This is a genomic window from Enterobacter cloacae complex sp. 302F9 (assembly GCF_050030335.1).
Classification (GTDB): domain Bacteria; phylum Pseudomonadota; class Gammaproteobacteria; order Enterobacterales; family Enterobacteriaceae; genus Enterobacter; species Enterobacter hormaechei_C.
In genome coordinates this window covers 4,266,003-4,279,340 of record NZ_JBLGUC010000001.1, presented here as the reverse complement: position 1 = coordinate 4,279,340, position 13,338 = coordinate 4,266,003, and the positions used below count along the sequence as shown (strand labels likewise).

The window sequence follows — 13,338 nt, the reverse complement described above, 5'->3', positions numbered from 1 at the left end:
AAAAGCGTCGGTTTTTTTGTGGCTATACTTATTCTTGCAGGTTCAAACATTCAGGAAGGGAGGACACATGACAACCCAGGCTCTTCAGGACAGTATTCTTTTTCAGACCGGGTATCTGGTCAACGGTATCTGGAAAACACTCGACACCACGTTTGATGTGCTAAACCCGGCCACGGGTGAGGTGGTCGCGAAAGTGGCGAAAGCAGGGAAAGCCGAAACCGAAGAGGCCATTGCGGCCGCGACGAAGGCCTTTCCCGCATGGCGCGCAAAAACGGCAAAAGAGCGCTCCACGATCCTCTATCGCTGGTATGAACTGATTATCGAGAACAAAAGCTGGCTCGGGCGGCTGATGACTACCGAGCAGGGCAAGCCGCTGAAAGAGGCTGAAGGTGAGGTGGACTACGCTGCCAGCTTCATTCAGTGGTTTGCGGAGCAGGCTAAGCGCGCCAACGGTGAAATCATTCCTCCGGTTAAACCCGGCTCCCGTATTCTGGCCACTCGTGAACCTGTCGGGGTGGTTGCTGCTATCACGCCATGGAATTTCCCGATGGCCATGCTCACCCGTAAGCTCGGCCCGGCGCTGGCAGCAGGATGTACCGGCGTCATCAAGCCTGCAAACAACACGCCGCTGAGCGCCTTTGCGCTGCTGACGCTGGCGAAGCAGGCCGGTGTGCCGGATGGTGTGCTGAATGCGGTCGCGGGGAGCACCTCAGAAATTAGTGACGCCATTATGGCCAGCCATGACGTGCGCAAAATCTCGTTTACCGGATCAACCGCCGTCGGGAAAACGCTGGTTCGCAATTCCGCAGAGACCATGAAAAAGGTATCGATGGAGCTGGGCGGTAATGCGCCATATATCGTTTTCGAGGACGCGGATATTGAGGCCGCCGTCAAAGGCGCCATTGCCAATAAGTTCCGTAACGCCGGGCAGGTCTGCGTCAGCGTAAACCGTTTCTATATTCAGGAGACGGTCTATGACAAGTTTGTCAATCAACTTGCCGATGCGGTGAAGGCGCTGAAGGTGGGTAACGGTCTGGACGAGGGCGTCGTTGTCGGCCCGCTGATTGAGCCTTCGGCTGTCGAAAAAGTCCGTGAGCACGTCGAAGATGCGGTAGCGAAGGGCGCCACGGTGCTGGCTGGGGGTAAACCGCACGAACTTGGCGGCAACTTCTGGATGCCAACCGTACTCGGTGACTGCCATGAAGGCATGAAGCTGGCAGAAGAGGAGACCTTTGGTCCCGTTGCCGCTTGCTTCCGCTTCACGTCGGAAGACGAAGTGGTTATGCGCGCTAACAATACGCCTTACGGGCTGGCAGCCTACTTTTATACCCAGAATCTCTCGCGCGTGTTCCGCGTCTCGCAGGCCATTGAGAGCGGCATGATCGGAATTAATGAATGTGCGGTCTCGACCGAGCTGGGTCCGTTTGGGGGCGTAAAAGAGTCCGGGCTGGGCCGCGAAGGGTCCGTGCTGGGGCTGGAGGAGTTTCTGGAAGTCAAAACCCTGCATATCGGGGGATTATAATAGACAGGGCGGCATTTGCCGCCCGCCTGTACCGGGTGGCTGGCAATGAAAATTTATACCTTTGATTTTGACGAAATTGAGAGTCAGGAAGACTTCTATCGCGAGTTTATTCGGGCGTTCGACCTGGAGCGGGGCAGCGTAAGCAATCTTGATATGCTGTGGGATGTGGTTACCGGCGATCGTCTGCCGTTACCGCTGGAAATCGAATTTACCCATCTGCCTGAAAAACTACGCAGACGCTTTGGTGCATTGATTTTATTGTTTGATGAAGCGGAGGAGGAGCTGGAAGGGCAACTGCGTTTCAACGTGCGCCAGTGATAAAAAAGCCCCTGACCGGGAGGTCAGGGGCAAGTCGTATGATGAGATACGACGAGGGTTTATTTGTACAGTTCTGCGGTAGCGTGCCAGTGGTCGCCACTGCGCGCTTCGATGATGCGATAGGATGACGCACCCTGTTCTTCCGCTTTTTTGTTCAGCATTTCGTGCATGTCCATCGGAGACGTACCGATGGCGCCAACAGAAACAGTCCCGATAGCCTGACGGGATTGTGCCTGTTCAGCATTGATGGTGTCGGCTGCAAACGCACCGAATGACAGGACTGACAGTACGCTCAGGGCAGCTACAGTGGTTTTAATTTTCATGATTATTTACCTCGTCAATTATTTTACTGGGGTCTTTGTTCTGTGACCCTCATCACAAAATCAAGTATACACTAATCACGCAAAAAATTAATACCAGACTAATGGTTTCGTCTGTTATTACGCGTTAAAAAATTCATTTTTTATAACGAGAATGCATAAAAAAGGGCGTCACAATGCGAGGTTTGTGGTTTTTTATTATGTAAATCAAAGGGATAGGACAATTTGATTTTTAGTGCGATTTTGCGGCATATCATTCACTGAATGAATGTTAACAGGCGGTAAAAAGCACTATTTGCAAAAGTAGCAGGCAGAGAAAAGCAGGGTAAAACGAGGCAAGAGCAGAATGATCCCCGCAGCCAGGCGCTACGGGGCAGACAATTACAGCTCCTGTTCGAACAGGACCAGAATCGCTTCGTAGAGGTCTTTCACCGAGAAACCATTTGCCGGGGTGGTAAAAATGGTGTCATCGCCAGCGATAGTTCCGAGGATCCCCTCTGCTTTACCCAGCGAGTCCAGCAGGCGGGCAATCAGCTGGGCTGCGCCCGGGCTGGTGTGGATCACGACCACGGCATCGTTGTAGTCGATGTCCAGAACCAGGTTTTTCAGCGGGCTGGAGGTCGTTGGCACGCCAAGTTCAGCAGGCAGGCAATAAACCATTTCCATTTTGGCGTTGCGCGTACGCACCGCTCCAAACTTGGTTAACATACGAGAGACCTTCGACTGGTTGATGTTGTCGAAGCCTTGTTCCTGCAACGCCTGAACAATTTCTCCCTGAGAACTGAATTTCTCTTCTTTGAGTAGCGCTTTAAACGCCTTCACTAATTCTTCTTGCTTAGACGAGCTTCGCATAAGTCACCCGGAATATGACGATAGAAACAACATTATTATGCATGTGGATGAATTTTTATGCAAATTATCTACCTGGCACCAGGCTGAAATAATGTTATGAAAGGGAGAGATTTTATCAGATTTCGTTATCGGAAAACATGCCTGGGTCACGCCGCGCAAATAAGCTTAAAAGTAAATTAAATGTTATCAAAATGATGTTGTTTTGGTGGCGTGGCAGGGTGTATTGTAACCCCCTCTTAATTCGTTGTTGCCTACATCCCGATAGTATTCAGGTGAAGGCGAAAGACGTGCGACCTCAAATTCTTTAGCGATGAAAATTGTAATTAATGACGTGCTGAATTATGGTCGCCGCAACGGAGTTACAGATACTTAAGTTAACCATAATAAGGAGTTTAGGATGAAAGTCGCAGTCCTCGGCGCTGCTGGTGGTATCGGCCAGGCGCTTGCCCTACTACTGAAAACCCAACTGCCTTCAGGCTCAGAACTCTCCCTGTACGATATTGCTCCGGTAACCCCAGGTGTGGCGGTTGACCTGAGCCACATCCCGACAGCTGTGAAAATCAAAGGCTTCTCCGGTGAAGATGCGCGTCCTGCGTTGCAGGGTGCCGACGTGGTGCTGATCTCCGCGGGTGTTGCGCGTAAACCGGGTATGGATCGTTCAGACCTGTTCAACGTCAACGCGGGCATCGTGAAAAACCTGGTTCAGCAGATTGCTGAAACCTGCCCGAAAGCGTGCATCGGGATCATCACCAACCCGGTGAACACCACCGTTGCTATCGCAGCAGAAGTGCTGAAGAAAGCGGGCGTTTACGACAAGAACAAACTGTTCGGCGTAACTACGCTGGATATCATCCGCTCCAATACCTTCGTGGCTGAGCTGAAAGGCAAGCAGCCAACGGAAGTGGAAGTGCCGGTTATCGGCGGTCACTCTGGCGTGACCATCCTGCCTCTGCTGTCGCAGATCCCGGGCGTGAGCTTCACCGAGCAGGAAGTGGCTGACCTGACCAAACGTATTCAGAACGCAGGCACCGAAGTGGTGGAAGCGAAGGCGGGTGGCGGTTCTGCAACCCTGTCTATGGGCCAGGCGGCGGCACGTTTCGGCCTGTCTCTGGTTCGCGCGTTGCAGGGCGAAAAAGGCGTTGTTGAATGCGCCTATGTTGAAGGCGACGGTGAACACGCGCGCTTCTTCTCTCAGCCGCTGCTGCTGGGTAAAAACGGTGTTGAAGAGCGTAAGTCTATCGGCACGCTGAGCGCGTTTGAGCAAAACGCGATGGAAGGCATGCTGGATACGCTGAAGAAAGACATTACGCTGGGCGAAGAATTCGTTAACAAGTGATCTTATCCCGGTAAAAAAAACGGAGCGTTAAGCTCCGTTTTTTTATGCCCGTCAGTTAGTGGCCGGGTATTCCTGGATGGTGACCTGAATCGTCAGCTTCTTGTCATTACGCATGACTTCAACAGGGATGATGGAGCCCGGGCGAATCTCAGCCACCTGGTCCATGGTTTCCAGCGCAGAGACCGCTGGCGTACCGTTGACGGAAAGGATAACGTCGTTCACCTGGATACCTGCGTTGGCCGCCGGGCCGCCAGGCGCCACTTCGTTGACCACAATCCCCTGGATCTGATCGATACCACCGCCCTGCGTATGCATCGGCGCGATTTCACGCCCGCCAATACCGATGTAGCCACGGATCACGCGGCCATCACGGATCAGCTTGTCCATGATCTTGGTCGCCAGCTGGAACGGAATGGCAAAGCCAATCCCTTCCGGCGTTTCGCCGTCGTTGCTCTTGTCGAACGAGAGGGTGTTAATGCCCATCAGTTCGCCCAGAGAGTTCACCAGCGCACCGCCGGAGTTACCGTGGTTGATTGAGGCATCGGTTTGCAGGAAGTTCTGCCGCCCTGACGGGTTCAGGCCGATTCGACCGGTCGCGCTGATGATCCCCTGAGTGATGGTCTGGCCCAGGTTGTACGGGTTACCGATCGCCAGCACCACATCGCCGATGTGCGGCGTGCGTTTGCGATTAATCGGGATAGTCGGCAGACCGCCCGTGGCGTTGATCTTCAGCACCGCCAGATCGGTCAGGCTGTCCGACCCCACCAGCAGGGCTTCAAACACGCGGCCATCCTGCAAGGCGACGATAATCTGGTCGGCATCGTTAATGACGTGTTTATTGGTGATGATGTAGCCCCGGTCATCCATGATCACACCGGAACCGAGCGTGCGGATCTCCAGCTGGTTATGAGCGGAACTGTTAAGCCCGCGGTTATAGACGTTAACCACGGCGGGGGCGGCACGGCGTACCGCCTGATTGTACGTCGCAGGCGTTTCATCCGTGCTGTCGAACTGAGGAGCCGACAGTTTGTTGAACTGGCGTAAAGATGGCATAGCCACCAGCAGCAGACCGGCAACGATCAAACCAATGACAATTGAACGAAAGAGCTTTAAAAGCATGATGCGTGTGTCGTTAAAATAGGAACGGTTTGCAGCATAACATGAGTTATCCGGACATCACACGCAGCGGCGATGTCCGGAGTCGCAAATGGTTAACGCAGTAAAATGTAGAGGGTGTCGTTGCCACGGATAATTTGCAGGGCAATGACCGCCGGTTTACTCTCCAGCACCTTACGCATTTCGGCAATAGACTGCACGCGAGTGCGGTTCACGCCCACGATCACGTCGTCCTGATGTAAACCTGCCTGCGCGGCCGGGCTGCTCTTCTCAACGGTAGTGACGGTAATGCCTTTCGTGCCGTTTTTAAGCTGACCGTCGCTCAGCGTAGCGCCCTGTAGAGCAGGGGAGATCTGTTCTGCGCTGGCGGAAGAGGAGGTGCTCTTGTCCAGCGTCACTTCCACGGTCAGCGGTTTGCCCTCACGGATCAGGCCCAGCTTCACTTTAGCGCCCGGCTCCGTGGTGGCAATACGTGACCGTAATTCAGCGAAGCTGCTCAGCGGTTTATCGTTCAGGCTGACAATAATGTCGCCGGATTTCACGCCCGCTTTTGCAGAGCCTGAGTTGGGCAGCACTTCGCTGACAAACGCCCCGCGCTGGACGTTGAGCTTAAAGGCTTTGGCGATATCGGCGCTCATCTCCATGCCTTTGATGCCCAGCAGACCGCGCTTAACCTCGCCAAATTGAATCAGCTGTTGAGACAGGGTTTTCGCCATGTTACTCGGAATGGCAAAACCAATCCCGATGCTGCCGCCGCCTGGCGCGAGGATAGCGGTGTTGATGCCGATCAGCTCGCCGTTCAGATTAAGCAGCGCACCGCCGGAGTTGCCCCGGTTGATGGAGGCATCGGTCTGGATGAAGTTTTCCAGCCCTTCGAGATTCAGGCCGCTGCGCCCCAGGGCGGAGACAATCCCGGAGGTGGCGGTCTGGCCTAAACCGAACGGGTTACCGACCGCGACGGCAAAATCACCGACGCGCAGCTTATCGGAATCTGCAATGGCGATCTGGGTCAGGTTGCTGGGGTTTTGCACCTGTAGCAGGGCGATATCACTCTGATCGTCACCGCCGATCAGTTTGGCGTCAAACTCCCGACCATCGTTCAGCTGAACGCTGATTTTATCGGCCTGGCTGATCACGTGGTTATTGGTCAGGATATAGCCCTTAGCCGCGTCGATAATCACCCCTGAGCCCAGGCCTTCAAACGGCTGAGCCTGCTGATCCGGCGCGTCTTCGCCAAAATATTTCTTCAGCTCTTCAGGAATACGCTGGCTTTGGCGTGCCGTCCCTTCCACCTGAACGCTGACTACCGCAGGCAGGACTTTTTCAAGCATCGGCGCAAGGCTGGGAATGGCTTCTTGTCCAGGCACCTGCGAAGGCAGTGCCGCACTGGCGGGGAAGGACGCCGAGAGAGATAACCCGACACTTAACGCTAAGGCGCTCAACAGCTGGTTTTTTTTCTTCATTGATGCTGACTCTCGTATCCTGGAATGAAAAAGAACGGCCCCAAAAACATCTTGATGTTATTGAATTTTCAACCGCTGAACAATGAGGTGTTTGACTAAATAATAGCTGGGGACGGGAAGAAAGGATGGGCGCATAAGGTGCGCCCGTAAAATTTATTCAGGTTGTGCGATTAATCGCGTTTTACGCCACCGCGCAGCAGGCCGGACGCGCCGTCTGAATAGTCGCGTGGCATCTGAACCGGAGCCTGATCGTTACCGGCTTCAGAATCAGCCAGACGATTGCGGAAGGGGTTGGTCTCCGCGGTCATTTCCGGCAGCAGGCTGCTGGAGCTTTTTGCCATGTGCTGGTAGAGCTGGCGATAATCTGTCGCCATGTTGTCCAGCAGCTCAGCGCTACGGGCAAAGTGGCTGACCAGCTCTTCGCGATATTCTTCCAGTTCGGCTTTGTTCTTTTCCAGTTCGTATTGCAGTGACTGCTGCTGACGCAATTTGCGGTTACCGAAACGCATGGCCACAGCACCAATGATGATGCCGACGACTAAACCGATTAGCGCATATTCCCAGGTCATGAACTTCTCCCGTTGTCTTGTTGTTCCGTAGGGTGTTGGCTCGGCTCCTGCCTGTGCCTGATTATGCCACTATAACCGCTATTTCCGCAGAAGTGGAATCCTGACGCATCATCGCGTAGTGTAGAACGGCCTTTTTTTCATCAGCCACGCGCGCTGGTGAGGTTTAACTAAAGGAATAACAACAACATCATGCAAAACCTGTCCCCTTCATCGCGTTACCAACTGGCCCTGAGCGAGGGCACACACCAGCCGGATGATGTCCAGCGTGAAGCGGTTAACCGCCTGGACACGATTTATCAGGAACTTCTGGCGAAACCCGCCGATGCGGTGCAGAGCAGTGGGCTGAAGGCGGCATTCGGCCGTTTACTGGGCAAAAAAGAGCCCACGGTAAACGCACCGGTTCGTGGCTTATATATGTGGGGCGGCGTTGGGCGGGGTAAGACCTGGCTGATGGACATGTTCTACCAGAGCCTGCCCGGCACGCGTAAGCAGCGCCTGCACTTTCACCGTTTTATGCTGCGGGTCCATGAAGAGCTGACGGCGCTCCAGGGCGAAACCGACCCGCTGGACATTGTGGCCGATCGCTTTAAGGCGGAAACGGACGTGCTCTGCTTCGACGAGTTCTTCGTTTCCGATATTACGGATGCCATGCTGTTGGGGGGCCTCATGAAAGCGCTGTTTGCGCGTGGGATCACTCTGGTGGCGACCTCCAATATCCCGCCGGATGAGCTTTATCGCAATGGTCTCCAGCGGGCGCGTTTCCTGCCGGCCATTGATGCTATCAAACAGCACTGCGACATCATGAACGTCGATGCCGGCGTCGATTATCGACTGCGCACATTAACGCAGGCACACCTGTGGCTTTCGCCGTTGAACGCCGACACAGCCCGCGAGATGGATAAACTGTGGCTGGCGCTGGCGGGAGCGCCGCGGGATAACGCGCCAGCGCTGGAGATTAATCATCGTCCGTTGCCGACGCTTGGCGTAGAAAACCAGACGCTGGCCGTCTCGTTTGCAACGCTCTGCGTGGACGCCCGCAGCCAGCATGACTACATTGCACTTTCGCGTCTGTTCCATACCGTTATGTTGTGGGATGTGCCCGTTATGACCCCACTCATGGAGAGCGAAGCGCGCCGCTTCATCGCGCTGGTAGATGAGTTTTACGAGCGCCACGTTAAGCTGGTGGTCAGCGCCGAGGTGCCTTTATATGAGGTTTATCAGGGCGAGCGCCTGAAGTTTGAGTTCCAGCGCTGCCTGTCGCGCCTGCAAGAGATGCAGAGCGAAGAGTACCTCAAGCGTGAGCATATGCCATAATAAATGCTCCCCTCTCCCCGTGGGAGAGGGGCTGGGGGTGAGGGCACCAGACCGCACAATACCTGACCCCGAAAAACCCATTCCAAATCACATTTAAGGGTCGATCTTTGACCTCAACTTCTCTATAATCTTGCGACCCCACGTTACGAGAAGGTTTTTTTCCCGAAACTTTCTATGTGTCGGCATGTGCTATTCGAAGGGGTAGGTTTGCCGGACTTTGTCGTGTGAACCTCAACTGACTAAACGTTTGGGTGTTCACCAACGTGTAACTTATTATTTGGGTAAGCTTTTAATGAAAACTTTTACAGCTAAACCAGAAACCGTACAGCGCGACTGGTATGTTGTTGACGCGACCGGTAAAACTCTGGGCCGTCTGGCTACTGAACTGGCTCGTCGCCTGCGCGGTAAGCATAAAGCGGAATACACTCCGCACGTTGATACCGGTGATTACATCATCGTTCTGAACGCTGACAAAGTTGCTGTTACCGGCAACAAGCGTACTGACAAAATGTACTACCACCACACCGGCCACATCGGTGGTATCAAAGAAGCGACCTTTGAAGAGATGATTGCCCGCCGTCCTGAGCGTGTGATTGAAATCGCGGTTAAAGGCATGCTGCCAAAAGGCCCGCTGGGTCGTGCTATGTTCCGTAAACTGAAAGTTTACGCAGGCAACGAGCACAACCACGCGGCACAGCAACCGCAAGTTCTTGACATCTAATCGGGATTATAGGCAATGGCTGAAAATCAATACTACGGCACTGGTCGCCGCAAAAGTTCCGCAGCTCGCGTTTTCATCAAACCGGGCAGTGGTAAAATCGTAATCAACCAGCGTTCTCTGGAACAATACTTCGGTCGCGAAACTGCCCGCATGGTAGTTCGCCAGCCGCTGGAACTGGTTGATATGGTAGAAAAACTGGATCTGTACATCACCGTTAAAGGTGGTGGTATCTCCGGTCAGGCAGGTGCGATCCGTCACGGTATCACCCGCGCGCTGATGGAGTACGACGAATCCCTGCGTTCTGAACTGCGTAAAGCTGGCTTCGTTACTCGTGACGCTCGTCAGGTTGAACGTAAGAAAGTGGGTCTGCGTAAAGCACGTCGTCGTCCACAGTTCTCCAAACGTTAATCCATTCTGCTTACGCAGAACGATTGGCGAAAAACCCGCTTCGGCGGGTTTTTTTATGGATAATGCGCAGGTTATCCACAGTAACATTTCATATATCTTCTCTTTTTCCACATTTCCGGAATCCCCTCACCACAAAGCCATCAAAATCTGGTAAACTATCATCCAATTTTCTGCCCAAATATCGGTGAATACTCGATTTTTGTTCGATTCTTGAACAATGTGTCTTCTCTGGGATGGGCGATACATCATCTGGCTGGCCCCGTTGGGCTGGTAGCAGTAAAAATTCTGAATATACCTGGAGGTTTTCATGGCTGTCGCTGCCAACAAACGTTCGGTAATGACGCTGTTTTCTGGTCCTACTGACATTTATAGCCATCAGGTTCGTATCGTGCTGGCCGAGAAGGGTGTCAGTTTTGAGATCGAGCATGTGGAAAAGGATAACCCGCCTCAGGATCTGATCGATCTCAACCCGAGCCAAAGCGTACCGACGCTGGTGGATCGCGAGCTGACCCTGTGGGAATCCCGTATCATTATGGAATACCTGGATGAGCGTTTCCCGCATCCGCCGCTGATGCCTGTTTATCCTGTTGCGCGTGGTGAAAGCCGCCTGTACATGCAGCGTATCGAGAAAGACTGGTACTCGCTGATGAATGTTATCGTCAACGGTTCCTCTTCTGAAGCGGATGCTGCACGTAAACAGCTGCGTGAAGAGCTGCTGGCAATCGCGCCAGTCTTTGGTCAGAAGCCTTTCTTCCTGAGCGATGAGTTCAGCCTGGTCGATTGCTACCTGGCTCCGTTGCTGTGGCGTCTGCCAACCCTGGGCGTAGAGTTCAGCGGCCCTGGCGCGAAAGAGCTGAAAGGCTATATGACTCGCGTCTTTGAACGCGACTCTTTCCTGGCATCTTTAACTGAACCGGAACGTGAAATGCGTCTCGGCCGAGGCTAATGACTGTGGAAATGTCACAACTTTCACCACGCCGTCCGTATCTGCTGCGCGCCTTCTATGAATGGCTGCTGGATAACCAGCTCACGCCGCACCTGGTTGTGGATGTGACGTTGCCGGGCGTGCTGGTTCCAATGGAATACGCGCGCGACGGACAGATTGTACTGAATATTGCGCCACGCGCAGTGGGTAACCTGGAGCTGGCGAACGACGAAGTGCGCTTTAATGCGCGCTTCGGCGGCGTGCCGCGTCAGGTTTCCGTGCCGCTGGCAGCTGTGCTGGCTATCTACGCCCGTGAAAACGGTGCGGGCACCATGTTTGAGCCGGAAGCGGCTTATGATGAAGAGGTTGCCAGCCTGAATGATGATGAGGCATCCGATGAACGCGAAAGCGACACGGTAATGTCTGTCATCGATGGCGATAAACCCGATCATAATGATGACACCGATCCGGATGACGAGCCACCACCACGCGGTGGTCGTCCCGCACTGCGCGTTGTGAAATAAACCAACAGGCCCGACGGGCCTGTTTTGCTTTCGGTCCCTTTTCGCCCCCTCTAATTTCCTGTGTTATGATGAACTGTTTTCCTTCAATGGCACCGGACTGCAATGAAACCGACTGATCTTAAAGCTGAAAACTCTGATGAAACCATTGGTCGCAGCCTGCGCCGTCGGCCGCTGGCGCGCAAAAAACTGTCTGATATGGTGGAAGAAGAGCTGGAGCAGATGATCCGTCGGAAGGAATTTGCCCAGGGAGAGCAGTTACCCTCCGAGCGCGAACTGATGGAGTTCTTCAACGTGGGTCGCCCCTCGGTGCGCGAAGCGCTGGCGGCGCTAAAGCGTAAAGGGCTGGTGCAGATTAACAACGGTGAACGTGCCCGCGTAACCATGCCGTCTGCCGATACCATCATCAGTGAATTGTCGGGAATGGCGAAAGACTTTCTGACCCAGCCCGGCGGTATTGCCCATTTCGAGCAGCTTCGCCTGTTCTTTGAATCCAGCCTTGTTCGTTATGCCGCAGAATATGCCACTGACGATCAGATTGCGCAGCTCACGAAAGCCCTGGAGATCAACAGCCAGTCCCTGGATGACAACACGCTATTTATTCGTTCCGATGTCGATTTTCACCGCGTGCTGGCGGAGATCCCCGGCAATCCGATCTTCAATGCGATCCACGTTGCGCTGCTTGACTGGTTAATTGCGGCGCGTCCTAAAGTGCCGGACGCAGAGCTTTATCAGCATAATGAAGTCAGCTATCGCCAGCATATCGCAATTGTGGATGCGATCCGCCGCCGCGATCCCGATGAAGCGGATCGGGCGTTGCAAACTCACCTTAACAGCGTCTCCGCCACCTGGCACGCTTTCGGCCAGCATTCAAAAGCCAAAAAATAACGATCCTTTAGTGAAGCAGATCGCAATATAAGCGTTCTGTATTCTACTGCTGCTTAATTGATCTGGTATAACAGGTATAAAGGTATGTCGTTATAACAAACACACGATCGATTGAGGTAACTATGGCAACGCAATTACGCGGCGTAATGGCCGCACTCCTGACCCCGTTTAACTCTGAGCAGATGCTGGATAAAGAAAGCCTGCGCCGTCTGGTGCGGTTCAATATTGAACAGGGTATCGATGGGCTGTACGTCGGCGGTTCAACGGGAGAGGCCTTTGTACAGAGCCTTTCGGAACGAGAGCAGGTGATGGAGATTGTGGCGGAAGAGGCGAAGGGGAAAATCACGCTCATCGCCCATGTTGGCTGCGTCAGCACGGCGGAAAGCCAGCAGTTAGCCATGGCCGCCGCCCGCCTCGGTTTTGACGCTGTATCCGCCGTCACACCGTTTTACTATCCCTTTAGCTTTGAAGAACATTGCGATCATTACCGTGCAATTATTGATTCGGCGGATGGTCTGCCGATGGTGGTCTATAACATTCCGGCGTTAAGCGGCGTGAAGTTAAGCCTGGATCAGATCAACACGCTGGTAACGCTCCCCGGCGTCGGCGCGCTGAAGCAAACCTCCGGCGATCTCTTCCAGATGGAGCAGATCCGTCGCGAACATCCGGATCTGGTGCTCTACAACGGCTATGACGAGATCTTCGCCTCCGGCCTGCTGGCCGGCGCGGACGGGGGGATCGGCAGCACCTACAACATTATGGGCTGGCGCTACCAGGCGATCGCTAAAGCGGTTCGTGAAGGGGATAACGCCACCGCACAGCGCCTGCAAAGCGAATGCAACAAGGTGATCGATCTGCTGATTAAAGCCGGGGTGTTCCGTGGTCTGAAAACGGTTCTGCACTATATGGACGTGGTATCCGTGCCGCTGTGCCGTAAGCCGTTTGCCCCTGTGGATGAAAAATTCGCGCCAGCGCTGAAAGCGCTGGCGGAGCAGCTAATGGCGGAAAAACGCTAACACATCGCCGGGGGCGCAGCCGCCATCCGGCAAAACGACAGAGAAATCG

Annotated in this window: 15 protein-coding genes; 10 read left to right on the top strand and 5 right to left on the bottom strand. The window is 54.0% G+C overall.

What is annotated here, in order from left to right; genetic code table 11:
• The first annotated feature begins 67 nt into the window (after positions 1–67).
• On the top strand, positions 68–1,522 hold the full coding sequence (locus ACQG0T_RS20755; protein WP_017382714.1) for an NAD-dependent succinate-semialdehyde dehydrogenase: 1,455 nt from the start codon (positions 68–70) through the stop codon (positions 1,520–1,522).
• 45 nt (positions 1,523–1,567) lie between these two features.
• Positions 1,568–1,840 carry a barstar family protein gene (locus ACQG0T_RS20750; protein WP_003860424.1) on the top strand — a complete coding sequence of 91 codons (273 nt, stop codon included), beginning with the start codon at positions 1,568–1,570 and terminating at the stop codon, positions 1,838–1,840.
• 59 nt (positions 1,841–1,899) lie between these two features.
• Here the strand turns inward: ACQG0T_RS20750 and yhcN are convergent, their stop codons facing one another.
• Complete coding sequence (gene yhcN, locus ACQG0T_RS20745) at positions 1,900–2,163, bottom strand: peroxide/acid stress response protein YhcN (RefSeq protein ID WP_006812160.1); 264 nt, start codon at positions 2,161–2,163, stop codon at positions 1,900–1,902.
• A 378-nt stretch (positions 2,164–2,541) separates the two neighbouring features.
• Positions 2,542–3,012, bottom strand: a complete 471-nt coding sequence (gene argR, locus ACQG0T_RS20740) for a transcriptional regulator ArgR (RefSeq protein ID WP_003860428.1) — start codon at positions 3,010–3,012, stop codon at positions 2,542–2,544.
• A 397-nt stretch (positions 3,013–3,409) separates the two neighbouring features.
• Between argR and mdh the strand changes: the two genes are divergently transcribed.
• Positions 3,410–4,348, top strand: a complete 939-nt coding sequence (gene mdh, locus ACQG0T_RS20735; protein WP_003860429.1) for a malate dehydrogenase — start codon at positions 3,410–3,412, stop codon at positions 4,346–4,348.
• 51 nt (positions 4,349–4,399) lie between these two features.
• On the opposite strand, the gene degS is transcribed toward mdh, so the two are convergent.
• The 3 genes from degS to zapG form a co-directional block, all read right to left on the bottom strand.
• Positions 4,400–5,467: an outer membrane-stress sensor serine endopeptidase DegS gene (gene degS, locus ACQG0T_RS20730; protein WP_003860430.1), complete on the bottom strand. Its 1,068-nt coding sequence runs from the start codon at positions 5,465–5,467 to the stop codon at positions 4,400–4,402.
• 92 nt (positions 5,468–5,559) lie between these two features.
• Complete coding sequence (gene degQ / locus ACQG0T_RS20725; protein WP_015572006.1) at positions 5,560–6,927, bottom strand: serine endoprotease DegQ; 1,368 nt, start codon at positions 6,925–6,927, stop codon at positions 5,560–5,562.
• Between the two features lie 170 nt (positions 6,928–7,097).
• Positions 7,098–7,496 carry a Z-ring associated protein ZapG gene (zapG, locus tag ACQG0T_RS20720; RefSeq protein ID WP_003860432.1) on the bottom strand — a complete coding sequence of 133 codons (399 nt, stop codon included), beginning with the start codon at positions 7,494–7,496 and terminating at the stop codon, positions 7,098–7,100.
• A 189-nt stretch (positions 7,497–7,685) separates the two neighbouring features.
• Between zapG and zapE the strand changes: the two genes are divergently transcribed.
• From zapE to nanA, 7 genes are all read left to right on the top strand, one after another.
• Complete coding sequence (gene zapE, locus ACQG0T_RS20715) at positions 7,686–8,810, top strand: cell division protein ZapE (RefSeq protein ID WP_017693899.1); 1,125 nt, start codon at positions 7,686–7,688, stop codon at positions 8,808–8,810.
• A 292-nt stretch (positions 8,811–9,102) separates the two neighbouring features.
• Positions 9,103–9,531, top strand: a complete 429-nt coding sequence (rplM, locus tag ACQG0T_RS20710) for a 50S ribosomal protein L13 (RefSeq protein ID WP_003860434.1) — start codon at positions 9,103–9,105, stop codon at positions 9,529–9,531.
• 15 nt (positions 9,532–9,546) lie between these two features.
• Positions 9,547–9,939, top strand: a complete 393-nt coding sequence (gene rpsI, locus ACQG0T_RS20705) for a 30S ribosomal protein S9 (protein WP_003860436.1) — start codon at positions 9,547–9,549, stop codon at positions 9,937–9,939.
• Between the two features lie 307 nt (positions 9,940–10,246).
• Positions 10,247–10,885 (top strand): stringent starvation protein SspA, encoded by a 639-nt coding sequence (sspA, locus tag ACQG0T_RS20700; RefSeq protein ID WP_003860438.1) that lies wholly within the window; start codon positions 10,247–10,249, stop codon positions 10,883–10,885.
• Positions 10,886–10,890: 5 nt separating this feature from the next.
• Positions 10,891–11,388: a ClpXP protease specificity-enhancing factor gene (gene sspB / locus ACQG0T_RS20695; RefSeq protein WP_026080566.1), complete on the top strand. Its 498-nt coding sequence runs from the start codon at positions 10,891–10,893 to the stop codon at positions 11,386–11,388.
• A 102-nt stretch (positions 11,389–11,490) separates the two neighbouring features.
• On the top strand, positions 11,491–12,273 hold the full coding sequence (gene nanR / locus ACQG0T_RS20690; protein ID WP_017382717.1) for a transcriptional regulator NanR: 783 nt from the start codon (positions 11,491–11,493) through the stop codon (positions 12,271–12,273).
• 122 nt (positions 12,274–12,395) lie between these two features.
• Positions 12,396–13,289: an N-acetylneuraminate lyase gene (gene nanA / locus ACQG0T_RS20685; protein WP_047719140.1), complete on the top strand. Its 894-nt coding sequence runs from the start codon at positions 12,396–12,398 to the stop codon at positions 13,287–13,289.
• Positions 13,290–13,338 lie beyond the last annotated feature (49 nt).

Excerpts from the sequence above, each read along its gene's own strand:
- nanR (WP_017382717.1), top strand. The coding sequence starts at position 11,491 with ATGAAACCGACTGATCTTAAAGCTGAAAACTCTGATGAAACCATTGGT.
- mdh (WP_003860429.1), top strand. The coding sequence starts at position 3,410 with ATGAAAGTCGCAGTCCTCGGCGCTGCTGGTGGTATCGGCCAGGCGCTT.
- zapG (WP_003860432.1), bottom strand. The coding sequence starts at position 7,496 with ATGACCTGGGAATATGCGCTAATCGGTTTAGTCGTCGGCATCATCATT.
- nanA (WP_047719140.1), top strand. The coding sequence starts at position 12,396 with ATGGCAACGCAATTACGCGGCGTAATGGCCGCACTCCTGACCCCGTTT.
- zapE (WP_017693899.1), top strand. The coding sequence starts at position 7,686 with ATGCAAAACCTGTCCCCTTCATCGCGTTACCAACTGGCCCTGAGCGAG.
- rplM (WP_003860434.1), top strand. The coding sequence starts at position 9,103 with ATGAAAACTTTTACAGCTAAACCAGAAACCGTACAGCGCGACTGGTAT.
- yhcN (WP_006812160.1), bottom strand. The coding sequence starts at position 2,163 with ATGAAAATTAAAACCACTGTAGCTGCCCTGAGCGTACTGTCAGTCCTG.
- ACQG0T_RS20750 (WP_003860424.1), top strand. The coding sequence starts at position 1,568 with ATGAAAATTTATACCTTTGATTTTGACGAAATTGAGAGTCAGGAAGAC.
- ACQG0T_RS20755 (WP_017382714.1), top strand. The coding sequence starts at position 68 with ATGACAACCCAGGCTCTTCAGGACAGTATTCTTTTTCAGACCGGGTAT.
- degS (WP_003860430.1), bottom strand. The coding sequence starts at position 5,467 with ATGCTTTTAAAGCTCTTTCGTTCAATTGTCATTGGTTTGATCGTTGCC.
- sspA (WP_003860438.1), top strand. The coding sequence starts at position 10,247 with ATGGCTGTCGCTGCCAACAAACGTTCGGTAATGACGCTGTTTTCTGGT.
- degQ (WP_015572006.1), bottom strand. The coding sequence starts at position 6,927 with ATGAAGAAAAAAAACCAGCTGTTGAGCGCCTTAGCGTTAAGTGTCGGG.
- rpsI (WP_003860436.1), top strand. The coding sequence starts at position 9,547 with ATGGCTGAAAATCAATACTACGGCACTGGTCGCCGCAAAAGTTCCGCA.
- argR (WP_003860428.1), bottom strand. The coding sequence starts at position 3,012 with ATGCGAAGCTCGTCTAAGCAAGAAGAATTAGTGAAGGCGTTTAAAGCG.